The following is a 22188-nucleotide window of genomic DNA, read 5'->3' as shown; positions in this document are numbered from 1 at the left end:
TAAGTTTGCACCTGTGGCTACTAGGAAAGCAAACAAAAAAGGGATGAACAACATCGTCATCCCTTACTAGGTTACAACTGATTTATAAATCTCAGCCCTCTTCAATGGCCGTCTCTGTCTCATCGGTTGTATCAGCCTGCCTGCTTTCTTCCTGTTCGACTGCGGCTGTATTATCTGTTGCTGCATTTTGTGCTGGTGAGGAAATCACTTTAAAAATGCTGCGTTCAGCAAAAGTCAAATAAACACCATCAGCATCCAGAACTATGCGCTGATTTTCCTCATCTACTTCGTCCACTTCGGCAATTAAGCCGCCGATCGTTTCAACCACAGCACCTTTAACTAGGTTATTTTTCATGTTTTCACGCTCTTGTTTTTGGCGTTTTTGATTACGTGATGAAAAAAGCATCATTCCTGCTAAAATGATTAAGAGAATAATAATTGAACTGTATTGCATATTAGGGTCCTCCAAATGTTTCAGTACTGTTAACTATACCAGATTTTGCAAAGGCAAGCAAGAAAATATGATATGAGTATTATTAAGTAACACTGCAACAAGCTGAGAATACTCTCTGACAACTTCATTTATGCTATAATAGGGGCACTATGGATAAATTAATTAAAACAATAGCCAGTTCAGGCTCATTTCGCGCTTATGTACTGGATAGCACTGAAACAGTACGCACTGCCCAAAAAAAACACCACACCCTATCGTCATCAACAGTCGCTTTGGGGCGTACCTTAATTGCCAATCAGATTTTAGCTGCTAATCAAAAAGGAAGCGCAAAAGTTACCGTCAAGGTCATCGGTAACAGCTCTTTTGGTCATATTATTTCAGTCGCTGATACAGAAGGACAGGTCAAGGGATATATTCAAAATCCAGGTGTTGATATTAAAAAGACTGCAACCGGCGAGGTCTTAGTCGGCCCTTTTATGGGACAGGGACAGTTTATATCTATTATTGATTATGGAACAGGACACCCCTATACATCAGCTACCCCTTTGATATCTGGTGAAATTGGTGAAGATTTCGCCTACTATTTGACCGAAAGTGAACAAACTCCGTCTGCTGTGGGACTCAATGTTCTTTTGGATCAGGATGACAAGGTTGAGGTCGCCGGTGGCTTTATGCTGCAGGTTCTGCCTGATGCGAAGGAAGAAGAGATTGTGCGTTTTGAAAAACGTATTCAAAATATGCCCGCTATTTCCAGCCTTTTAGAAAGAGACAACCCTACTCAGGCTCTGATTGAGGCAATTTATGGCGAAGATGATTATAAAGTTCTTTCCGAAGAGAAGCTAAGCTTCATCTGTGACTGCAGCCGTCAACGTTTTGAGGCGGCTTTGGGAACCCTGCCCAAAGAAGAATTGCAGGCAATGAAAGACGAAGATCAAGGTGCAGAAATCACCTGCCAATTTTGTGGAACCATCTATCAATTTACTCAAACTGACTTGGAGGACATTATCAATGACAAAGCTTAATTCATCATTTATGATTGGAAATGTTGAAATCCCCCACCGTACTGTTTTAGCGCCTATGGCTGGAGTAACTAACTCTGCCTTTCGAACCATCGCTAAAGAGTTTGGGGCTGGCTTGGTTGTCATGGAGATGGTCTCAGACCGGGGTATCCTCTATAATAACGAAAAAACCTTGCACATGCTTCATATTGACGAAGGCGAGCACCCAGTCTCTATCCAACTCTTTGGTAATGATGGTGAGAGCTTGGCTCAGGCGGCAGAATTTATCCAAAAAAATACCAAGGCCGATCTTGTCGACATCAACATGGGATGCCCTGTCAACAAAGTTGTCAAGAATGAGGCTGGAGCTATGTGGTTGAAGGATCCCGATAAGATTTACAAGGTTATCAAGACTGTAAAGTCTGTCCTTGACCTTCCCTTAACTGTCAAAATGCGGACGGGATGGTCGGATAACACTCTGGCGGTCGAAAACGCTCTAGCTGCCGAAGCAGCCGGAGTATCCGCTTTGGCTATGCACGGTCGTACGCGTGAACAAATGTATACTGGCAGCTGTGACTATGACACACTGGCACGTGTCGCTAAGGCCATTAAAACCATTCCTTTCATCGGAAATGGTGATATCAAGACAGTGGAAGACGCCCGTTTTATGCTTGAAGAAATAGGAACTGATGCTGTCATGATTGGCCGAGGGGCCCTAAACAATCCTTACCTTTTTACACAAATCAACCATTTCTTTGAAAGCGGAGAAATCCTAGCAGATTTAACCTTTGCTGAAAAGTTAGACATCGCCTTTGAGCACTTGACACGGTTAGTTACGCTTAAAGGAGAAGATATCGCCGTACGTGAATTCCGTGGTCTGGCACCTTACTACCTCAGAGGAACATCGGGTGCTGCTAAAATCCGCGGAGCTGTTGCTCGCGCCAACAGTTTAGCACAAGTCAAAGAAATCTTTGAAGCCATTCCAAACTGAGTGGCTCCTAATGCTGCCCCCCGCACAAGGAGAATTTATGAAGCAATCACTGCCCCTAGCTTTGACTGGGTTATTACTGGGAATGACCGCTTTAGTTAACTTAATCGGGAAATTTGTCAGCCAGCCAATCGCCCAAATGCTATTAATTCTTACAGTCATTCTATGGTTGATTTTAACAGGTTATCTCATCAGCCATCAAGAGGATTGCCGAAAGCAGTTAACAGACCTCCTGCCAGCATCAACCTTTCCAACCTACTTTATGGCTATGATGCTGTCCCCCTTAGTTCTACCTTTGCCTAAACTAGCTCTGACGCTGATTTGGACTGCGGGGCTTATCGGGCATCTAAGCTTTCTGCTCCTTTTTACAAAGTTGGCCTTGACTAAACCTAGCTGGAAAACACTTTATCCTGGTTGGTTTGTCATCTATGTAGGACCAGCTGCTGCTTCTATTTCAGCAAGAGTCATTGACCAAACAAACATTGGGTGGGCTATTTTTTACCTGACCTCTCTAGCCTATGTTATCTTAATGCTGCTTCTACTTTATCGCTTAGTCAAGTGGCCGCTGCTCCCTGCGCAGATTCCCAATGCTGCTATTATGGCGGCCCCCAGCTCCCTCTTACTTCTGGCTTTGCTTCAGCTTTCTCCAAGTTACTCTGGTATCATGGTAAGCTGGTTTCTTATTTTGTCGCAGGGATTTTATTGGGGGACGGTAATTTTTCTAGCCAAACAGATCAAAACTTGGTTTGTTCCGACTTTTTCTGCCTTTACCTTTCCTAGCGTCAGCACAGCGACTGCCCTAGTTCTCAGCCTTATGCGTCTTAAATTAAATGATGGTTGGCTGTTGAGGCTGAGCCAGTTTGAAATTTTATTAGCCACAGTTGTTGTTGCCTATGTTGCTATCGGCTACCTTATCTATTTTAATTCTAAAAAGGCATCTTAGGTTTAAAATCTAAGATGCCTTTTTCTTTTCTGTCTGTCGTACTGTGGCCATTCTGATTTAGGCAACAGTAAACTTTAACTTACCATTGTGGCTGCCGATTTTTAGTGTTGCCCCTGTTTCAAGCTCACCTGAGAGCAGCAATTCTGACAATCTATCTTCTACTTGCGTTTGAATGCTGCGACGCAGAGGACGGGCCCCCATTTCAGGATCATAACCATGCTCAGCTAGAATTTTAAGAGCTGCTGGCTGTACCTTGAGAGTCATCCCTTTATCAGCCAAGGCTTGCTCCAAAGGTTGCATCATCAATTTGACAACTTGCCGGATATCTTCAGGTGTTAAGCTATGGAAGACAATTTTTTCATCGATCCGATTGATGAATTCTGGTCGATAGTTTTTCTTGAGTTCTTCCATGATGCGTGACTGCATAGCATCATAATCTTGACTGAGCGCTTTAGCACCAAAACCAACTGTCTTATCATCACGCAAGGCCGTTGCCCCCAAATTACTGGTCATGATGATTATGGTGTTGGAAAAATCAACCTTGCGTCCCCGGCTATCGGTCAAGACCCCATCATCCAAGACCTGCAGCAAAACGTTGAAAATATCTGGATGGGCCTTTTCAACTTCATCAAAAAGGAGGACAGAATAAGGCTTTTGGCGAACCTTTTCTGTTAGTTCTCCACCCTCGTCGTAGCCAACGTAACCTGGAGGGGCGCCATTGAGGCGACTGGCCGCAAATTTCTCCATATATTCAGACATATCAAAGCGAATAAGAGCAGATTCATCATCAAAAAGGAGTTCTGCTAGAGCCTTAGCCAGCTCGGTCTTTCCGACCCCCGTTGGCCCAAGAAACATAAAGGAACCGATCGGACGTCTGCCTGTACGGATACCTGATTGATTGCGACGAATAGCACGTGCTACGGCAGACACAGCGTCGTTTTGACCAATCACTCGCTTATGCAGCTCCTTTTCCAAACTGAGGTAGCGTTTATTGTCCGCCTGAGTCATCTTTTCAACAGGGATACCCGAGAGCTTGCTGAGGGTACGCATAATATCATCATCTGTGATAGGACTTGGTTCAGGCTTGTCAGCAACCTCTGCATCTTGCTCAAGAAGTCTACCGACAGAACGAAAATCACCAGCCAGCAAGGCTTGATCAGCAGGTGTTAGAAACTCAGGTGCTGATTTTTTTACCGTATTTTGGACCCCAGCGCTGGTTTCATCTAAAAGATCAATAGCTGAATCAGGTAGATTCTTGCTAGTTAAGTAACGGTGGGCAGCCTTGACAGCCGTTAAAGCGGCTTGGTCAGAAATTGTAACATTATGGTAGTTCTCGTAACTACCTTTCAATCCTAGAATAATCTGGTAAGCCTCATCTACTGTTGGTTCCTCGATTAAAACTTTAGCAAAACGGCGAGAAAGAGCGGCATCCTTTTCGATATGTTTGGAGTACTCCTCTTGGGTTGTTGCTCCAATCATATGCAGACTACCACGCGCTAAGGCCGGTTTCAAGATATTAGCAGCATCTAAGGTACTGTCAATACCACTGCCAGAACCCATAATGGTGTGAACCTCATCAACAAAGAGAATGATATGGCCATCAGCTTCTACTTCAGCAATAATTTGGTTCATGCGCTCCTCGAAATCACCGCGAAAACGGGTCCCAGCTACTACTGACATCATATCCAGTTCCAAGACACGGAAATCAGCCAGCTCATAAGGAACCTCTCCTTCCACAATGCGCTGAGCCAGTCCGTAAGCCAGAGCCGTCTTTCCGACACCAGCATCACCGACTAAAACCGGATTGTTTTTAGTTTTACGGCTGAGAATCTGAAGCATACGGGTCACTTCTTCGTCTCGACCAATAACCTTTTCCAGCTGGCCGCTTTCAGATAAGGCGGTTAAGTCACGAGTGAAATCTGCCAGCTCTCCGGGACTAGCTTGGGGAGCCATCATATTATTAAAATTGCCGCTGCCACTTTTCTTAGGTTTGGTCAGCTCAAAAATAGCCTTGATATCATCTTTGGTAAGACCGGCATAGCGTTCCAGGACCTTACGTAAATCAATTAAGCGGAGCTGGGCATCGCCTTCATCCTGTGTCAAAAAACCAGCCTGTTCTAAAATACGCAGGGCCATATTATCACGCGTCAGCAAGAGAGACATCAAAACGTGCTCGCTGCCAATTTCATCAGCTTTCACGGCTTGAGCAATCTGACCGGCATAGTCTAAAACACGCCTCAAGCCCAGTGAAGCAGTTAGAATATGCTGGGTATTAACAGTTCGCAGGGGCTTACGACGCATGATCAGAGTAGCAGCGTCCTCATATTCATCTAAATCAATCTTATCAGCAAAATCTGCCAAAGTCAGACGGGCGACTGTTTCATCAATATCGGCCATAGCCAACAAAATATGCCATGTTTCCAAATATTGACTCTGAAAACGAGCCGCTTGATCCTGGGCACGCCCAAATATCTCTCGCATTTTCAGGGAATAATCAGTCATAAGGATTTCCTTTTCTATCTAATCGTTGAATAATCTTTTTGAGCATACGAGCACGAATGTGCGGTGCATTGTCACCTAAAACAGCATCTGAAGATGAAGCTAGAATGATGTTGCCTTCACGTTCACTGATTATATCTTGGTCATAGAGCTGCTGAATGAGATCATCAAAAACCTGTCCACTAATACTCTCACCAATAGAATTAGCCAATGCCCCGAGGAGATGGTGCTTATCAGAGAAAGCTACCTTAGCGATACGGATGTAACCGCCCCCACCACGTTTGCTCTCAACAACATAGCCCCTGCTTTCCGTGAAGCGGGTCTTGATTACGTAATTGATTTGGCTGGGTACAACATCAAATGAATCTGCTAAGTGCGAGCGCTTAAGCTCCGCAATTCCCGACTGAGCTAGGATCTTTTTGATGTACTCTTCAATACTATCTGAAGTATTTTTTATAGGCATAGACTACCCTTCCTATCTTTGACTAACTTTGACTATTATACCTCAAAAAGACAATTTTGGAAAGTTAAAAGCATGCAATGATAAGAAATCTCAAGTGATTGGGAAAACAAAAAACGAGTCTGGGACAAAAGGCCAGACTCATTAGTATTATCCTAGATTTACCGGATCGACGCAGTGGTTGGGAGTAAGACTCATTTTTACAATGCAGACGCACTATCAATCAATATTTTTTAAACGCTCAACATCACGTGCAATCATGAGCTCTTCATCAGTCGGAATAACTAGAACTTTGACTTTTGATTTTGGAGATGAGATATCACCAACATAGCCAAAAACATTTTTCTCAGGATCAAGCTCCATACCGAACCAACTCAAACCAGCAATAATATCTTGGCGCATACCGATGGCATTTTCACCCATACCAGCCGTAAAGACTAATGCATCGGCTCCATTGAGAACGGCAAAATATTGTCCGATAAATTTTTTCAATCGATCAATAAAGATATTGTAGGCTAAGACAGTATTTTTATCCTGAGCCTGAATACCAGCTTCAATGTCACGCATATCACTAGAGTTTTCTGATACCCCAGCCAAACCCGACTGCTTATTTAGCATACTGACTACATCAGCAGCATCCTTTAAGTCTGGATCTTGAGCAATCAGATAGGGGATGATAGCCGGATCAATATCACCTGAGCGCGTTCCCATCATAGGACCAGCCAAAGGAGTGAAGCCCATCGAAGTATCAACTGACTCGCCATGGTAATTCGCCGTTATGGATACACCATTACCAATATGGGCTGTTATCAATTTAAGTTCTTTCAAGGGACGCCCCAAAAGCTTAGCCGCCTCCTGAGCAACATACTTGTGACTGGTACCATGGGCGCCATATTTGCGTACCTTGTAATCGCGATAATATTTCTGCGGAATAGGATAGAGGTAGGCATATTTAGGCATAGTTGTATGGAAGGAAGTATCAAAAACAACAACACTAGTAATATCTGGCAGGATTTCCTTAAAAGCACGAATACCAGCCGCTGCTCCAGGATTATGAAGCGGTGCTAAAAGTGCTAATTCCTCTACCTGCTCAATAACCTTTTCATCCACTAGAGCAGATTCTTTAAAGTACTCACCACCAGCAACAACACGATGCCCAACTCCGGTAATTTCAGCAAAATCAGCAATGATACCATGTTTGGTTAGATCTTCTAGCAAGATACGGACGGCAACCGTGTGATTTGGAATATCAAGCGTTTGTGACTCCGATTTGCCATCGTATTTAACAGTTGAAATAGAATCTTCTAAACCGATGCGCTCAATTAGTCCTTTAGCTAGAACTTTTTCATCAGGCATCTGATAAAGCTGCCATTTAAGGCTCGAACTCCCAGCGTTAATTGCGATTGTTTTTGACATAAGTTACCTCCCATAAAATGTAATCGCTTTCTAAAACAGCAACCTCATTATAACAGATTTTTTTACGGAAGAATATAATCAGCTGACCATTTTTTGAAGTTTTCCATGAATTCCAGCAAATTTTCACGATCTTGTATATCAGTCAGAGGATAGACAAAAGTCTCAGGGACTTGCGCAGCCTGCTTCTGTAAGACAAAGATAGATTTAGCATTATTAGGACTACCAAAAAGTTGATCTGGCAAGGTGATAACTGAAACAAGATTCGCATAGCCCTTTAGCCACTCCTTAAGCGGATCACTCTGGGGACTTGTCAAAAGATTAACCGGGGCTAAAAAAATAGCAAACCCAGTCTTCTTTAAATACTTCAAAGACTGTTCCATCAAAAGGTGATGAGCATAGGTATGTTCATGTTTAACTGCCACCTGATATCGGCTAGCAATGGCATCATCTGGATAGTAACCAACTGGTAAATCACTGATAATGATGTCGCTCTCCTTTAGGAGTTGCGGACGTACCGCATCCTCTTGAACAAAACCAATATCTGAACCAATAACATCCGCAATACTAGCTGATAAGTCAATCAACAAATCATCAACTTCCAAACCCATATAATCCAGCTGTTTACTGCTATTATTGATAAGAGTATGGGCAAGATTACCTGTTCCACTGCCGATTTCTAATAGGTCAAGCTTATCAGCAGATACTAAATTTTCCAATAAAAAGAGCAGGACAAAGCCGATCGTATCAGGTGTAAACTGATGATTAGCCTGCAGCGGTTCAGTCTGAGCTGCCTTGATAAAGATAAACTGATAGGCTCGACGCCATTCCTCAGCTGATAAATCTAACTGACGCAGTCTAGCGATATTAGCCAGTATAGTTTGGTCTTGACTGTCGCTATCACCACTTAAATAGATAGCATTATGCTCAATCAAAGCGTCATAAATATTAGTTTTCAACTGGTTTTCCAACAGTTGTACATTTTCTAAAATCAGCTCGTAGGCTGCCTCTATTTTCTCAAAATTCATAGTTCTATCATAACAAAATTAAGACAAAATGGAAAACCTAGAAACACGTGGCCGAAGATAAACAGCTGGTCTCCAGCTCTAATGCACAAGAATAGACTCAGCACTTCATACAAATTTTTATCTGGTCCGCCCTTTAATTGTTATCCAAACCACGAAAAGAGAGCCTGAGCTTCTTGAAATTCTAATCGCTAAATTTACAGTGCCAAACAAGATAGAACCTAATTGCTCTACCTCGCTACAGATTGTTTTCCATCTGTACTGCTGCTTGAATGACTGCTATCGCTTGACTTTCCCTTTTCTTCCAAACTCGAAGGTTTACTCTTATCCTCATTACTGGTATTTGAATCATCAGAACTTTTCCGAGGGAAATCATAAGTGTAGCGACCGCCATCAGACAGCTCAACCGTTACTCTAAGAAACTGATCACCTTGCTGGTAAATCGCTTTTCCTTGATTAAAAGAGTACTGGCCTGATGAGTCGGAGGCTTCTTTAGCGATCATTTGAGCCATCAAATAAGCCTGAGCATTACTTTCTAAGGCTTGATTTTGCCTTTGATTAGCGACCAAACGTTCCAGATAAAACTGTAGCAATAGGACAAAAATGGCAGCCATTAGTAAAGCATAGATGAGAACCCCTGCTTCAACCTGTTTCCTTAAATGCATAAACAAAGGTCCTTTCTAAGCCTGATTCAAATAAAACCCTGATTGTCACCGTTTGTCCAGACCGACTGATATGACTGCTTTTTAAACCATAGAGCATCGGCTGAAAACCGCGACCATCGGCATTTGTCTTGCGAAAATCATCAGAGCGGGACTTACCAAAAGCTAAAGATTGCTGGCCCTTGCTCACATAAAGCTTATTGCCGGAAACATCATCTAACTTAGTCGCAGATAATTCCGAACGCAGCTGTTGACAAAACAGCAGCCAATCTTCTTCGTCGTTTTTACTGATATAAGCAACATTGCTGGTCAAAACCTGCGTTAATCCCTGATATACCATAACACTGCCGGCAATAACCAAAAGAGCTACCAAACATTCCAGCAGGGTAAACGCTTTTGATTTAGTTTTTAGCCACATATAAAACCTCCTCATCACCCTCATAGACTCTTATAGCATGCGAATCTTGCTGCACACTGACCCTAACACCATTCAAAGTCATGCTGTCCTCGTCTGTTTGAACGGCCATTTGGGCAACATTAAGCACTTCCTGACGATGAAGGCTAGCAGCAAGTTCCTCACGATTACGATTAATCTCCCCTAACACTAGAGTCACGATGGTAACGAGAACTGCCAAGGCGATAAGACTTTCTAAAAGTATGTAAGCATTAATACTCTGTTTTTTTATAACGACCACTCCCTATATAAAGTTGATAAGTCACCGTCTCTTCACTGCTAGAGAAGCTCAGCTTTTCCAGAGAAGAGTTGCCCCCAGCAGGAGAAAACTCCAAGCTGTAGTTCTGGTTAGGATGAACACTAGCAGGAATTGCTAAACTGGATACTCCATTGGTTACCTTTCCATCAGAAATACTCAATGTCATCTCCCTTTGCTGGGCATTGCTGAGTTTCTGAGTGTCTTGATAGAGATGCTCAAAGGATAGAAAAAACAATTTTTCTTGAACATCCGTAAAGATGTGCTGCACGCCTCCTGTAAAGCTTAGTAGCAAAAAGCTTGTGATAAATAAAACAAGTAAACTTTCTAATAGTGTAAAAGCTTTAATTCGGTACGTTGCGATTTTCCTTATGTTTCTTGTAATAGTCATTATAAGAGTCCGCCTGTTTCTGTGTAATATCCCCTTCAGATACAAGTTTCGAGACGGTCGCATTATCTGCATGATTAAGTTCATACAGCTCCGCCTGACTTTCTACTACTTTGACAATAGCTGCTCCACCGGTATCTTTGACATTATCTTTTTGTTTGGCTAAGTTCGGGACAAACAGCAAAAGCAAAACACTAATAATAAGAAGAACCACTAACATTTCAATAAGAGTAAAGGCCTTAACTTTTTGGGAAACTAAACGTTTCCATAATGTTTTCATCATAATTGAACCTCCATGTTTTGATACATAGGTAGCAACATAGCTGCATAAATCATCACAATAACTAGAGCAACCAGAATAAAGACAAGGGGTTGAATCATTTGAGTTGCTCGGTTTACTCTGCCAAAAAAGGTCTCCCAGGTTTCTTGGGCATAAACTTCTAGCTCACTACCTAATTTAGATTTGACTTGACCGTATTCAATAATCAGACTGAGTTCAGGCAAAAAGAAAGGGTAGTCTAAGACTTTATTATGAAATTCTTGACCCGCCAGTAAGGCTACCTCCATATCGCGTCCAATCTCCTGAAAAAGCTGGGATTTTTGATCTTGCATTAACTGAACAATCTGGCTCATTTCCACCCCTTGACCGATAAGATTGCCCCATTCTCTGGCATAATAAGCCGTTAAATACAGTTGCAAAAACCGCCCTAAAAAGGGAAATCTTACCAACTTTGAATACCAGACAATCTTAATTGAACGCTTTTTCAGCCATAATATCACCAAAATTAGAAGGCTCACTGCCAAAACACTGCCTAGAAAAAACACGGGCAAGTTGTTAATAATGCTTGTTGCTAGGTTTCCTCCTTCTAATTGAGGTAGAAGATAATTACGCAGTCCCAACATAATCAATACCAAGAAGAGCAGCAAAATAACAGGATAAGTCGCAACCTCAATCAACTTTTTTCTAACGGTCATTAGATTGGCTAAATAGTTTTCGATTTTAATCAGACTACCTTGGGTATTGCCATGGATCTCAGCCAAGGAAAGTTGGGTAACCACATCATCTGAGAACCCTAAACCTGCCATCATCACAGCTAAATTTTCCCCAGACAGCATACTAGATCGCATCTGCTGAGTATAAGCGCTGGACAAAAGTTGACTGCGTTCCAGAAAGTCAACAATTTCTGTCAGAGTAAATCCAGACTCCAATAAATTGTTAAAAAGCTGAATGACTTTACGCTGACGGTTAATCTTTAATTTTTTCGGCTGCTGCCTGTTCTTCAGTGATATGTCCTGCTGCAAGAAGCTGGTCAATTTTACTATTCCAGCTTTCAGCCGAGTATGTTTGGAAATTTTCTGTGGCAAAATCAATCACCCCTCCTCCTCTAATCAAGCGCTGATAGGCAATGCCTGCCAAGCTGTTATCTAGCTCTTGGGGAGCTACCCCAAGTTCCAAAAGTCTGGCATAAACACCGGGAATACTCTTTGCATGAACAGTCGAAAAAACCGTAATACCTGTCAGGCTGGCTCGAATAACAGCCTGCGCTGTCTGGCTGTCGCGGATTTCACCGATGATGAGTACATCCGGACGATGGCGTAAAGATAGCTTAATTAAATTATCATAAGTCATATCAATACTCGGGTTAAGCTGCAACTGAAGCATGTCCTCCTGTTTAATTTCCACCGGATCTTCAATGGTAATAATCTGCTTGTCAGCATATTTCTGAGCAACTAATTCATACATCAGCGTTGTCTTACCTGAACCGACAGGCCCCGAAAAAAGATAGAGCCCTCGACCGATAATTCGCGGTAACAACTCTTTTAGGCCATCGAACCAAAAATGTAGCTGACGACGTTGATCAAAAAGTAGACGAACCACCATACTTTCATGTCCCTGATAATCACCAACTGTCGATAAACGTAGAGCTGCCCTTTCTCCATCTATAAATTCGTAATCGCAAGATCCCAGTTGACTGCGTCGCTTTTCGCCAACATTCATACCAGCAACAAATTTAAAATGACTCACTAAACCAGACATTGTTTCTGTTGGGTAAGTATCAATAAAGCGTCTTTCATCACCAACCCTCATGTAAACCTTATAAGTGTCTCCTCTGGGAATAATATAAATATCTTGAGCTTCCCATTCAACAGCCTGCTTAATCAGCTGCCGCCCTAAAATTTGAACCATAGCCCAACCTCCTCTTACCTATCTATTCGTAAAACAAAAAGAAAGTGAAAGAAACACTGATTGGACTAGACAATTGCACAGGGAGTGGGATTGACATGCTCCAGTGGCCTTGGGCAGTCTGGAGTTAGACTGCCAAAATCTGCCTCCTTAAAATCGGAATCGCCATTTCATGACGTTTTACCAATTGAGTCTCACTCTCATTGACTACGACGGAGACCAGCGGCACTATTTTGTGACTTTCTCCAGTTCTTAACGTGATAGTCTATTAAATAGGAATGCTAAGGGGCAATTTCCAAGTCCTCATAAGGATAAGTGACCAATCAGACTGCTGTTCTAAAACTAAATGCCTATAATATACTAGGATTTCTGGTCTATAGGGTTATGGACTTACTGCTGTTCCGATTTGTTATACAAAAAATATAACAATTGCTAAATTTTATATTTTACCTTGATTTAATTTTCGGTGTTTGTTAAACTTTAAATAAAGTAATTGCTTAATTTTAAATTTAGTCATTCTTAAAGGAGCAGCTATGAAAACGATTCTCTCTAACAAACTATACCTTACTATGCTTGCTAGTGATCTCCTATCCAACTTTGGAGATATCCTGTATTACCTAGCCCTGATGAACTACGTTCTCCTCTTGCCAGATGCCAATTTTGCCCTCTCCCTCATAGGTCTGTCAGAGATTATTCCTATTTTTTCACAGCTAGTCTTGGGCTATGTAGCTGACCGCACGCCTAATAAGGTCAAAACCATCATTGCTACTCAGGTCTTCCGTGCGCTACTCTATCTGATCGTAGGCTTCAGCATGGCCTTCAGTCCAGCCCTTTGGATTGTGATGGTGGCCATTGTGGTCAACCTCTTTTCTGACTTAGCTGGACAATATGAAAATGGCCTCTATGCGCCAGTCAGCCTGCGCGTAGTATCAAATGAGGACCGCGAAGCAGCGATGGGCTTTAGTCAGGCCTTAAAGACCACTTGCCAAATGGTTTTTAATGGGGCTGGTGCGGTGTTGATTTCCTTCATGCATCATAGTCAATTGGCCCTTGTTAATGCAGGCACCTTTGCTTTGACAGCGGTCATCATGCTCATGGTCCGTCCAAAACTCAATAAACTTCTTGCAGCTAATCCTATCCAAACGACTCATCAATCCCAAGAACAGGTCAACTTTATCAAAGATTTCAAGGCCTCCATTAAGTTGGTCATCGAGGAGATGTTTAAAATCCCTGAGGTTAAGGTGAATATGATTATCATACCTGCCATCAACGGTATAGCAGGTACCCTATCCTTGCTCTTGGTTTTGATGATGAACGATGATAAAAACTTTGTGATTTTTAATTCAGCAACTACCCTAGCAGCTGTTACTATTGCTCTAGCACTGGGTAGTATTCTAGGCAATATCCTTGTAATGTCAGTCTTTAAAGAGGTCAATTTGATGACTATTACCCGTCTAGCTACCATGCTTTTAGTTCCGTTGTACGTAGGCTTCTTACTTCATAATGCTTATCTTATGCTCTGTACCCTCTTTGCTGAAGGGATAGTATCTGGGGCAGTCAATCCCAAGTTTAATGCCATAATTTTCAACAGCCTGCCAGAGGATAAATTAGCCTTGATAACTAGCGGGATGAGCACCTATTTTATGGCAGGGATCGCCTTTTTCCAACTCTTAATGTCAGGACTTGTCCTAGTTCTCAGTGCTGATCAGATCTCCTGGCTCTTCCTCTTGCTTTCCTTAGGTCTTGTGGCTTATGCCTTAGGGATGAAAACTGGCCGCCTATCTCACTAACTCTTAAAAAAAGAAATTATAGTAGCAATTAGAAAGGACTTGGCAGATGAAACAATCGCACACATTCATTGAAGAATATGTCCAAATCAATGGCAGTAATCATTACCTTCTCCATTACAGATCTGAACCAGAGAATCCGGTCTTTATTTTTATCCTTGGGAGCCTGGGACTCCCAAAAAAGTCCCTTTGCCTATCATGAGGAGCGAAATTATACGATTGTCTACTACGACCAGAGGGGGGCAGGAAGGTCCCACCACAAGGATAGTAAGACCAAGATTAGCTTAGATTTGCTCAAAGCAGATCTAAAGGGGTTAATCGCCTATCTGAAGCGAGTCTACCAGAAGGATAAGATTGGCCTTATCGGACATTCCTTTGGTAGCATCTTAGGTAGCCTTTTTGTCCTAGATCATCCTCAGGATATCTTATGTTATATCGGTTGTGCCCAGTCTATCAATTTTGTAGAAGGAGAAAGGCTAATTCATGCTAAATTGAGGCAAAAGATTGAAAAATCTGGTAATCTTAGGGATAGAAAAAGACTAGAGAAAATCGGAGCTTATCCTAGCCTGCCTCTGGACGAAAAACAGATACTGAGGGTCAGGCAACTCAGCGGGAAATACAGCTCCTATTCAAGGAAAGCAAGTGACAATAGTTTTTTTGCCTTGCTTAAGCTGCTTTTCAAGTCACCTATTATTAAAGGCTTAGGCTTAAAAGACCTTTTGAGTTTTGTGACAGGCCTATTTTCTTCCACGACCAGAGACTTGATACGATCTCTGGAATACTTTGACCTATATCAGCTTGGGAGCACCTACCAGATGCCGATTTATTATGTTCTTGGTAATCAGGATTGGGACGCTACACCTTTTGAGTTAGCGGTGGCCTATTTTGAACAGACCAAGGCGCCTGATAAGAAACTTTACCTCTTGGATGCTGGACATTCGATGATGCATGACAATCCTGAGGGCTACAGACAGGCGATTTGTGAGATTGCCGAGTCTCTGAAAAAGTCCCAAGCCCCATTTTAATACCAGTCGCTTATCCTAGTTTGCGAGAAAACCTAGATGATGGCCGAGTTACTAGGACGTATGGTTGATTAAACTATCAGAAAGAAAGAGACTATGAACTACCAATACCACAAACACCGCAGTCTTATCATGGACCAATTGTATTTCCCTAGTTTATTGGACAGTGACATATTTAACCATTTGGAGGATTTGACAACTGCGCAAAAGGAGCAAGTCAAGGATGTCATGGCTTTGCTGATGCAGTTTCAGCAACTACTGGAACCGTTTGAAGGACGTATCAACCGTTATTTCGTGATGAAAGAAGTAATCCCCTTTTCGGACTACCTTTATCGTCACCTCTTGGAAGAAGGGCAGGACCCTCAGGATATAGCTGAGGCCCTTCTGGCCTTCCAAAACTTATCAGATGAAAGCATTCAGAAGCTCTTTCTGACCTTTCTGGAGGTCAAGGTAGAAGCGGACGCCTTGCCCCAAGATGCCCTTCTTGAGGTCTTGGAAAATAGGGAAATTTCGGATGAGGGGCGTTGGCGCTTGCTCTGGGCCTATCACCATCCTAGGGCTCTAATCGATGGTCTGGTTGCTCTTTACAAGGACATCATCCCCCTCTATCAACCCTTTCAGAAACAGTACGAGGAGGAGCGGGACCGATTTGCCCAAGACCTAGATCTAGAAAAACTCTTTGAGGGATCAGGGGTTATTGATTTTAAAGAGTCTCTTGAAAACCTCCAAAGAGAGACCTGTGAGATCTTTGTCATGTCACCTTGGCACATGTTTATTATCCTTACCTTTGATGAGCAAAAACCTGACAAACCGATATATTCTTACATTTATCCCAGAGTTGGCCTGCTTGTAGAAACTGAGCGGCACCTATCTGATGAGAATATGGCCTTGACCCTTAGAACTCTAGGGGACGAAAATCGCTATCGGGTTCTCCTAGAGTTGCTCAAGGGTGATTTGAAGAGTAAAGAAATTGCTGAGAAATTGGGTATCACCGCAGCTAATGTTTCCTTCCATACGCAAAAACTAATCAATGCCCAGTTGCTCCTGATTAAAGCAGATAAAAAGGGAACAACCAAGTATAGACTTAACAAGGCGACGATGAAACTTCTTTTGGAACGCTTGAAAGAAGATTTTGGCCTCTAATTGTGAGAAACCAAATAAACCACCCGTCAAACGGGTGGTTTGAACAAGGGCCATAAGCCCAAAATACCAGCCAGCGCCTAAAGACGCTGGCTTTCACTTTGTTCAAGCCTCATTGCTCTTGACTCGTCACCAGCCTCTTAAAGAGGCATTCGTATTACTTGCTACTATCCTAAAGGGATCTTCGCATTCTTTCACACTCAAGAATCAAGGGCTATGTCATGGTTTTTTTGTTCCTAAATATACTTCTTTATGGTGGCTTCATTAAGTCCAACTGTACTGACATAGTAGCCTTCTGCCCAAAAATGGCGATTCCCAAATTTATATTTGAGATTGGCGTGTTTGTCAAACATCATCAGAGAACTCTTACCTTTTAAATACCCCATGAAACTTGAAACGCTAATTCTAGGCGGAATACTGACTAACATATGAACATGATCAGGCATTAAATGCCCTTCAATAATCTCAACACCCTTATAGCGACATAATCGGTGAAATATCTCACCTAAACTGTTGCGATATTGATGATTACTTTTCGTCTATACTTGGGAATGAACACAATGTGGTATTACACATCCACTTTGTGTGCGATAAACTATGTGCCATATTTTTCTCTTTTCGCTTTACAATTGGCTCGAACACCTCTATTGTAACGCGTTTGGAGTTTTTTTGGTATAACCGTTGCGCACTCGCATAGCGGGTGGTTTATTTGCCTCCCCATCCGCTACGCTATAAACACCTTGATATCACGTTTCTGTTTGCAGAGCCAGGATTTCGCTATTCCTTCCTTTCTCCGCTTCCTTACGATAGTTAGGCTTGGGAGTCGCTATGGGGTTCACCGATAGCGGGTGACCACGGAGGACTTACACCTCAGATGTGCGACATGCCCATCATACTCAAAAAGAGAAGACCAATCTGGGCTTCTCTAGATGTTCGTTATAAGTCGCCCACTACAGTTGACAAAGAGCCTATCGTTTCTATAAAGCAATCTTAACTGGACAACTAGGCGGAATAGGGTTATCATTACTGCGATTATATCCTGGGCGATACCAATCCTTGGGGATAGCTTCCCAATCCTTTAACAGAGCCAATGAATAATACTGCTGTAAAAATTCAGCACACTCTTCGCACCAGCGCTGATCCTGACTATTCCAAAAAGCTGTCATAACACTGCTTTTACTATTGAAACTAGGGTAGCGCTCGAAAAGTGCAAACCACTCTTGCTTATAACATTTGAGGGCATCGTAGTAACTGTCAAACTCTTGCACCTCAACAACATCATCTTTCCATCCTTCAAGGAACCACCAAGGCTCCATATCCCCGTACATTTTAATTATCTGATACATAGTCCTTTTCCTAACTTATCAAGTATTATATAGGAAAAATTTAATAATTTAAAAAATTTTGCTTGGAAATATCAAAATAATGTTTTAGAACAACTGCTCACCTCAGCATCTTCCTTCAAAAATTAAGATGTGAAGAAGAGATGAGAGAGGCCAACACTGCTACACAAGGGTTACTTTACCTGAGAGTGGAAAAGAAATGTGTTCTTTTTTTCTGCCTCAGCCTATTTCTGATAAGCTTCTGCTTCTTCTTTTGTAGCATAAACAAAATGATTAGGCGTGATTTCATACATCTGACGCGGCTGTCCATCTTCTTTCGCACTAGGATTATAAACTTGCGGTACACGCATCCGTTCCTTTTCCGGATCAGGCTCAGGGATGGCTGACAAAAGAGACTGAGTATAAGGGTGGATAGGGTTATTGTAGACCTCATCAGCTGGACCAACCTCCAAAAGCTTGCCCCAGTGCATCACGCCGATACGATCAGAGATATACTTAACCATTGATAGATCGTGGGCAATGAAGAGATAGGTGAGACCGTGATCGTGCTGTAGAGTTTGCATAAGATTAACAACCTGCGCCTGAATGGAAACATCTAAAGCTGATATAGGCTCATCAGCTACAATAAACTTAGGATTAACGGCTAAAGCCCGAGCAATCCCAATCCGCTGACGCTGCCCACCAGAAAATTCATGCGGGTAGCGTGATAAGTGATCTTTACTCAGACCAACTAGTTCAATCAGCTCCTCTACCCTAGTCTGGCGCTCCTCTTTAGTAGTCGTTAGTCTATGTATATCAAGGCCTTCTGCAATAATATCGCGAATGGTCATCCGACTATTCAGACTGGCTTGGGGATCCTGAAAAATCATCTGAGTATCCTTACGAAAATCATGCAGTTCCTTTCCTCTTAGCGTGCTGACGGGCTGCCCCCTAAACGCAATAGTACCGCTGTCAATATCGTAAAGTTTAAGGATAGAGCGACCAATAGTCGTCTTTCCCGAGCCGGATTCTCCTACCAGACCAAAAACTTCGCCTTCATAAATATCAAAGCTGACATCATTGATAGCCTTGACTTGATTGGATTTACCCTTGTTAAAGATAAGAGAAACATTTTTGACTTCTACCAATTTTTTCATTTCTTGAGTCATTTTCGTCTCCCTTCTAAAGCCTGCCAGTGTCTCCAACGCTTTTGAATAAATTCAGGTGGCGTAACCGATGGTGCCCTTTCATCCAAAAGCCAACTTGCAGCAAAATGCGTATCGGATACTTGAAACATGGGCGGCTCTACCTCATGATCGATATCAAGGGCGAAAACATTGCGCGAAGCAAAGGCATCCCCCTTGGGAGGATTAAGTAAATCAGGCGGAGTCCCCGGAATCGCTTGCAAACTGCCAGATTCTGTACCGATAGTTGGCATTGAACCCAATAATCCCCAAGTATAAGGGTGCTGCGGATGATAGAAGACCTCATCCACCGTGCCATACTCGACAATTTTACCAGCATACATCACAGCCACCCGATCGGCCATACCAGCTACAACCCCTAAATCATGGGTGATAAAGATGATAGAGCTTTGTGTTTGTTTCTGAATGTCCTTCATCAGATTCAGAATTTGTGCTTGAATGGTGACATCAAGAGCTGTTGTTGGTTCATCAGCAATGAGAATTTCAGGATTAGCAGCTAAGGCAATAGCAATAACTGCCCGCTGACGCATACCTCCAGACCACTGATGTGGATAATCATTGGCATGATCACGTGCATTCGGAATACCGACTTTCTCCATCAAATCGACAGCCTGCTCAAAGGCCTCATCATACTCTAAATCCTCATCATGAATTAGCCTAGGTTCAGCAATTTGCTTCCAGATTTTCATGGTAGGATCAAGGCTGGTCATAGGATCTTGGAAAATCATAGCAATATCATTACCACGGATGCCAACCCAATCTTTTTCACTTAAATCGTTGAGATTGACTCCCTTAAATTGAATGTCCCCACTAATTTCAGCATTTTTGGCAGATAAGCCCATAAGGGTACGAGTCGTTACAGATTTACCAGAACCGGATTCCCCCACAATCGCAAGGGTTTCCCCTTTATAAAGCTCAAAATTAACATCCCGAATAGCCTTAACATCCCCAGCATAGGTATGAAAATGAACATGGAGATTCTTCACGCTTAAAATTTTTTCTTTTGTCATGAGTTTCCCCCTATTCTTCCGTATTTGACTTAGGGTCAAGGGCATCCCGCAAGCCATCTCCTAAAAGGATAAAAGCAAGGGAGATAAGAACCAAAGCCATAGCTGGAATAACCAACTGATAAGGATAATATTGTAAGTATTCTTGGGCGTCGGTAATCAAAGAACCTAGGGAAGCCGTCGGCGGTTTTACACCTAAATTGATAGCTGATAAGACTGCCTCATACATGATGGCGCTAGGTACTGTCATCATAATCTGAACAATAATAATACCAGAAATATTAGGCAAAATATGCTTAAAAGCAATACGCAGACTGCTTTCACCCAAGGTCCGTGACGCTAGAACAAAGTCTCTTTCCTTATAAGACAAAGTCATATTACGAACTTGACGAGCCATAGCTGTCCAACCCACAATAGCGATCGAGATAATAATAGCTGTCACTCCATTCCCCAAGAGCAAGCCTAGCATAGTCACAATAACCAGATTGGGAATCGAAGAAATTACCTCAATAATCCGCTGCATAATCGTATCAGTTCGACCGCCGACAAAACCAGAAATCAAACCATAACTGACACCAATCAAAAGATCAATCAAAGTGGCAACAATAGCAATCAAGAGGGAAATTCTGACCCCCACAATGACCCGTTTAGCAACACTACGTCCCAAATTATCTGTTCCAAGGATAAACTTCCTACCTCTAGGTACCTTTTGTTCCTTATATACATCTATCTTTTTAGCCACACCAGAATACTTGATAGTGCCGTTCCAAAAGGGTAGCTGCTCACTGATTTTGGGAGGGAGATTGCGGTAAGTTGTCACCTTGTCACTGTTAAAATTATTAGCATCTTCCCGACTGACAAAGACTGTTGAAATCAGAGCCAAGGCCATCATCGCAACCAAAAACCAAAGAGCCACAAAGGCTAATTTATTCTTTTTTAAACGCCGCCAAGCGTCCTGTATAAACGAGAGACTAGGCTTCTGAATTTTTTCCTGCGAGTCTCTACTGCCGACCCCCACCAATTTAAATGTTTTTGTATCTTCCATAAGTCTTCTCCCTTACTGCAAACGCACACGAGGATCGACAATACTGATGATAATATCAGTTACCAGAATAGCTACCATCAGCATCAAAGCGTAAACAATAGTCGTTCCCATAATAACAGGATAGTCCTTAGTCGGAATCGAGCTAACAAACTGCTGACCAATACCAGGAATAGAAAATATCTGCTCAATTAGAGCCGAGCCCGTCAAAATATTGGCTGCCAATGGCCCAATCAAGGTTAAAACCGGAATCATAGAATTGCGATAGGCGTGTTGTCCAGTTACTTCCGATGCTGTTAGTCCCTTGGCACGTGCCAATTGGATGTAATCGGTATTGAGCGTTTCAATCACCTCGCTGCGAAAGAAACGCGTTACCTGCGCAAAGACAGGAGTAGCTAGAGCAAGAGTCGGTAAAATAGACTGACCAAAGCTTCCCCAGCCAACCAAGGGCAATAAATTCCACTTAAACCCCAGATAATCCAGCAAGAGTAGGCCGATAATAAAAGATGGCACCGAAATACCAAGGGTAGATAAGATACTTAGCACACCATCAACCCAGTTGTTTTTATTGCGAGCAGAAACAGCCCCAACAAACAATCCTGCGATGATACCAACTACTAGAGCCTGAACACCCAGCTGGGCTGAAACGGCTAAACGCTGACTAATCAAGGTAGAAACCGACTGATTGACAGAAGCATAACTTGTTCCTAAATCACCATGCAGAATGTTCCACAAGTAAGTGAGGTACTGCTGCCACACTGGTTTATCCAATCCATACTGTTTATTCATCAAGGCAATCATCTCATCGGTCAACTTGGGATTATTATAAGGTGTCCCTGGCAAAATCTGCATCAGAAAAAATGAAAGGGTAACCACCACCCAGAGGGTAACCACTAAAATCACAAGACGTTTTAATAAATATTTCACCATAATTATCG

23 protein-coding genes and 1 pseudogene are annotated in these 22188 nt (G+C 42.5%); 6 read left to right on the top strand and 18 right to left on the bottom strand.

All coding sequences use genetic code 11. The annotated features are described in order from the left end of the window. Positions 1-91: 91 nt before the first annotated feature. Positions 92-454, bottom strand: a complete 363-nt coding sequence (gene yajC / locus AC4HAL_RS01980) for a preprotein translocase subunit YajC (RefSeq protein WP_491092741.1) — start codon at positions 452-454, stop codon at positions 92-94. 149 nt (positions 455-603) lie between these two features. Here yajC and hslO point away from each other — a divergent pair, with 149 nt between their 5' ends. From hslO to AC4HAL_RS01965, 3 genes are read left to right on the top strand one after another with little or no spacing between them, the layout of a single operon-like run. Then, positions 604-1476, top strand: a complete 873-nt coding sequence (gene hslO, locus AC4HAL_RS01975) for an Hsp33 family molecular chaperone HslO (RefSeq protein WP_491092739.1) — start codon at positions 604-606, stop codon at positions 1474-1476. After that, the gene (gene dusB / locus AC4HAL_RS01970; protein ID WP_491092737.1) at positions 1463-2443 is read left to right on the top strand and encodes a tRNA dihydrouridine synthase DusB; all 981 of its coding nucleotides are present in this window, start codon (positions 1463-1465) and stop codon (positions 2441-2443) included. Before hslO ends, dusB begins: the two co-directional genes overlap by 14 nt. A gap of 37 nt (positions 2444-2480) precedes the next feature. Continuing rightward, on the top strand, positions 2481-3383 hold the full coding sequence (locus tag AC4HAL_RS01965; protein ID WP_491092736.1) for an SLAC1 family transporter: 903 nt from the start codon (positions 2481-2483) through the stop codon (positions 3381-3383). Between the two features lie 57 nt (positions 3384-3440). Here the strand turns inward: AC4HAL_RS01965 and AC4HAL_RS01960 are convergent, their stop codons facing one another. The 11 genes from AC4HAL_RS01960 to comGA all read right to left on the bottom strand — a co-directional run bounded on the left by AC4HAL_RS01960 (position 3441) and on the right by comGA (position 12728). Then, complete coding sequence (locus tag AC4HAL_RS01960; RefSeq protein ID WP_491092735.1) at positions 3441-5885, bottom strand: ATP-dependent Clp protease ATP-binding subunit; 2445 nt, start codon at positions 5883-5885, stop codon at positions 3441-3443. Then, positions 5878-6345: a CtsR family transcriptional regulator gene (locus tag AC4HAL_RS01955; RefSeq protein ID WP_491092734.1), complete on the bottom strand. Its 468-nt coding sequence runs from the start codon at positions 6343-6345 to the stop codon at positions 5878-5880. Before AC4HAL_RS01955 ends, AC4HAL_RS01960 begins: the two co-directional genes overlap by 8 nt. A 216-nt stretch (positions 6346-6561) precedes the next feature. Then, the gene (locus AC4HAL_RS01950) at positions 6562-7758 is read right to left on the bottom strand and encodes an acetate kinase (protein WP_491092733.1); all 1197 of its coding nucleotides are present in this window, start codon (positions 7756-7758) and stop codon (positions 6562-6564) included. Between the two features lie 62 nt (positions 7759-7820). Continuing rightward, on the bottom strand, positions 7821-8783 hold the full coding sequence (locus tag AC4HAL_RS01945) for a class I SAM-dependent methyltransferase (protein ID WP_491092732.1): 963 nt from the start codon (positions 8781-8783) through the stop codon (positions 7821-7823). A 227-nt stretch (positions 8784-9010) separates the two neighbouring features. Next, positions 9011-9445, bottom strand: coding sequence for a competence type IV pilus minor pilin ComGG (gene comGG / locus AC4HAL_RS01940; RefSeq protein ID WP_447452512.1), 435 nt, complete (start codon positions 9443-9445; stop codon positions 9011-9013). Further along, positions 9423-9860 (bottom strand): competence type IV pilus minor pilin ComGF, encoded by a 438-nt coding sequence (gene comGF / locus AC4HAL_RS01935; protein ID WP_491092731.1) that lies wholly within the window; start codon positions 9858-9860, stop codon positions 9423-9425. Before comGF ends, comGG begins: the two co-directional genes overlap by 23 nt. Continuing rightward, entirely contained in the window at positions 9844-10137 is a 294-nt protein-coding gene (comGE, locus tag AC4HAL_RS01930) for a competence type IV pilus minor pilin ComGE (RefSeq protein WP_491092730.1), read from the bottom strand. The genes comGF and comGE overlap by 17 nt, the downstream gene beginning before the upstream one ends. After that, entirely contained in the window at positions 10109-10543 is a 435-nt protein-coding gene (gene comGD / locus AC4HAL_RS01925) for a competence type IV pilus minor pilin ComGD (protein ID WP_491092729.1), read from the bottom strand. Before comGD ends, comGE begins: the two co-directional genes overlap by 29 nt. After that, on the bottom strand, positions 10497-10823 hold the full coding sequence (gene comGC, locus AC4HAL_RS01920; RefSeq protein WP_491092728.1) for a competence type IV pilus major pilin ComGC: 327 nt from the start codon (positions 10821-10823) through the stop codon (positions 10497-10499). Before comGC ends, comGD begins: the two co-directional genes overlap by 47 nt. Next, positions 10820-11905: a competence type IV pilus assembly protein ComGB gene (gene comGB / locus AC4HAL_RS01915; RefSeq protein ID WP_491092727.1), complete on the bottom strand. Its 1086-nt coding sequence runs from the start codon at positions 11903-11905 to the stop codon at positions 10820-10822. The genes comGC and comGB overlap by 4 nt, the downstream gene beginning before the upstream one ends. After that, positions 11787-12728: a competence type IV pilus ATPase ComGA gene (gene comGA, locus AC4HAL_RS01910; RefSeq protein ID WP_491092725.1), complete on the bottom strand. Its 942-nt coding sequence runs from the start codon at positions 12726-12728 to the stop codon at positions 11787-11789. Before comGA ends, comGB begins: the two co-directional genes overlap by 119 nt. A 530-nt stretch (positions 12729-13258) precedes the next feature. Between comGA and AC4HAL_RS01905 the strand changes: the two genes are divergently transcribed. From AC4HAL_RS01905 to AC4HAL_RS01895, 3 genes are all read left to right on the top strand, one after another. Beyond that, positions 13259-14515 carry an MFS transporter gene (locus AC4HAL_RS01905; protein WP_491092723.1) on the top strand — a complete coding sequence of 419 codons (1257 nt, stop codon included), beginning with the start codon at positions 13259-13261 and terminating at the stop codon, positions 14513-14515. An 89-nt stretch (positions 14516-14604) separates the two neighbouring features. Further along, the gene (locus AC4HAL_RS01900; RefSeq protein WP_491092722.1) at positions 14605-15537 is read left to right on the top strand and encodes an alpha/beta fold hydrolase; all 933 of its coding nucleotides are present in this window, start codon (positions 14605-14607) and stop codon (positions 15535-15537) included. A 93-nt stretch (positions 15538-15630) separates the two neighbouring features. Next, the gene (locus AC4HAL_RS01895) at positions 15631-16677 is read left to right on the top strand and encodes an ArsR/SmtB family transcription factor (RefSeq protein WP_491092721.1); all 1047 of its coding nucleotides are present in this window, start codon (positions 15631-15633) and stop codon (positions 16675-16677) included. Positions 16678-16803: 126 nt separating this feature from the next. Here the strand turns inward: AC4HAL_RS01895 and tnpA are convergent. The 6 genes and pseudogenes from tnpA to AC4HAL_RS01865 all read right to left on the bottom strand — a co-directional run bounded on the left by tnpA (position 16804) and on the right by AC4HAL_RS01865 (position 22180). Continuing rightward, positions 16804-17280 (bottom strand): annotated as a pseudogene (tnpA, locus tag AC4HAL_RS01890) (IS200/IS605 family transposase). Positions 17281-17651: 371 nt separating this feature from the next. Continuing rightward, positions 17652-18020, bottom strand: a complete 369-nt coding sequence (locus tag AC4HAL_RS01885; RefSeq protein WP_491092720.1) for a DUF1033 family protein — start codon at positions 18018-18020, stop codon at positions 17652-17654. 221 nt (positions 18021-18241) lie between these two features. Further along, a complete protein-coding gene (locus tag AC4HAL_RS01880) occupies positions 18242-19165 on the bottom strand; it encodes an ABC transporter ATP-binding protein (protein ID WP_491092719.1) in 924 nt (307 codons plus the stop codon). After that, positions 19162-20211, bottom strand: a complete 1050-nt coding sequence (locus AC4HAL_RS01875; protein WP_491092717.1) for an ABC transporter ATP-binding protein — start codon at positions 20209-20211, stop codon at positions 19162-19164. Before AC4HAL_RS01875 ends, AC4HAL_RS01880 begins: the two co-directional genes overlap by 4 nt. A gap of 10 nt (positions 20212-20221) precedes the next feature. Next, a complete protein-coding gene (locus tag AC4HAL_RS01870; protein ID WP_491092716.1) occupies positions 20222-21253 on the bottom strand; it encodes an ABC transporter permease in 1032 nt (343 codons plus the stop codon). A gap of 12 nt (positions 21254-21265) precedes the next feature. Beyond that, positions 21266-22180, bottom strand: a complete 915-nt coding sequence (locus AC4HAL_RS01865) for an ABC transporter permease (RefSeq protein WP_491092714.1) — start codon at positions 22178-22180, stop codon at positions 21266-21268. Positions 22181-22188 lie beyond the last annotated feature (8 nt).

It is taken from the genome of Streptococcus sp. ELY_125 (assembly GCF_058314535.1).
This window is presented reverse-complemented; position numbering and strand designations above follow the sequence as displayed.

Bases quoted from the DNA above. Each gene is read 5' to 3' on its own strand.
- AC4HAL_RS01950 (WP_491092733.1), bottom strand. From the start codon at position 7,758: ATGTCAAAAACAATCGCAATTAACGCTGGGAGTTCGAGCCTTAAATGG.
- AC4HAL_RS01865 (WP_491092714.1), bottom strand. From the start codon at position 22,180: ATGGTGAAATATTTATTAAAACGTCTTGTGATTTTAGTGGTTACCCTC.
- AC4HAL_RS01955 (WP_491092734.1), bottom strand. From the start codon at position 6,345: ATGCCTATAAAAAATACTTCAGATAGTATTGAAGAGTACATCAAAAAG.
- AC4HAL_RS01965 (WP_491092736.1), top strand. From the start codon at position 2,481: ATGAAGCAATCACTGCCCCTAGCTTTGACTGGGTTATTACTGGGAATG.
- comGA (WP_491092725.1), bottom strand. From the start codon at position 12,728: ATGGTTCAAATTTTAGGGCGGCAGCTGATTAAGCAGGCTGTTGAATGG.
- AC4HAL_RS01875 (WP_491092717.1), bottom strand. From the start codon at position 20,211: ATGACAAAAGAAAAAATTTTAAGCGTGAAGAATCTCCATGTTCATTTT.
- comGG (WP_447452512.1), bottom strand. From the start codon at position 9,445: ATGCATTTAAGGAAACAGGTTGAAGCAGGGGTTCTCATCTATGCTTTA.
- AC4HAL_RS01880 (WP_491092719.1), bottom strand. From the start codon at position 19,165: ATGACTCAAGAAATGAAAAAATTGGTAGAAGTCAAAAATGTTTCTCTT.
- comGD (WP_491092729.1), bottom strand. From the start codon at position 10,543: ATGACTATTACAAGAAACATAAGGAAAATCGCAACGTACCGAATTAAA.
- dusB (WP_491092737.1), top strand. From the start codon at position 1,463: ATGACAAAGCTTAATTCATCATTTATGATTGGAAATGTTGAAATCCCC.
- AC4HAL_RS01885 (WP_491092720.1), bottom strand. From the start codon at position 18,020: ATGTATCAGATAATTAAAATGTACGGGGATATGGAGCCTTGGTGGTTC.
- AC4HAL_RS01960 (WP_491092735.1), bottom strand. From the start codon at position 5,885: ATGACTGATTATTCCCTGAAAATGCGAGAGATATTTGGGCGTGCCCAG.
- comGC (WP_491092728.1), bottom strand. From the start codon at position 10,823: ATGATGAAAACATTATGGAAACGTTTAGTTTCCCAAAAAGTTAAGGCC.
- AC4HAL_RS01900 (WP_491092722.1), top strand. From the start codon at position 14,605: ATGGCAGTAATCATTACCTTCTCCATTACAGATCTGAACCAGAGAATC.
- AC4HAL_RS01945 (WP_491092732.1), bottom strand. From the start codon at position 8,783: ATGAATTTTGAGAAAATAGAGGCAGCCTACGAGCTGATTTTAGAAAAT.
- yajC (WP_491092741.1), bottom strand. From the start codon at position 454: ATGCAATACAGTTCAATTATTATTCTCTTAATCATTTTAGCAGGAATG.
- comGF (WP_491092731.1), bottom strand. From the start codon at position 9,860: ATGTGGCTAAAAACTAAATCAAAAGCGTTTACCCTGCTGGAATGTTTG.
- AC4HAL_RS01905 (WP_491092723.1), top strand. From the start codon at position 13,259: ATGAAAACGATTCTCTCTAACAAACTATACCTTACTATGCTTGCTAGT.
- AC4HAL_RS01870 (WP_491092716.1), bottom strand. From the start codon at position 21,253: ATGGAAGATACAAAAACATTTAAATTGGTGGGGGTCGGCAGTAGAGAC.
- AC4HAL_RS01895 (WP_491092721.1), top strand. From the start codon at position 15,631: ATGAACTACCAATACCACAAACACCGCAGTCTTATCATGGACCAATTG.
- hslO (WP_491092739.1), top strand. From the start codon at position 604: ATGGATAAATTAATTAAAACAATAGCCAGTTCAGGCTCATTTCGCGCT.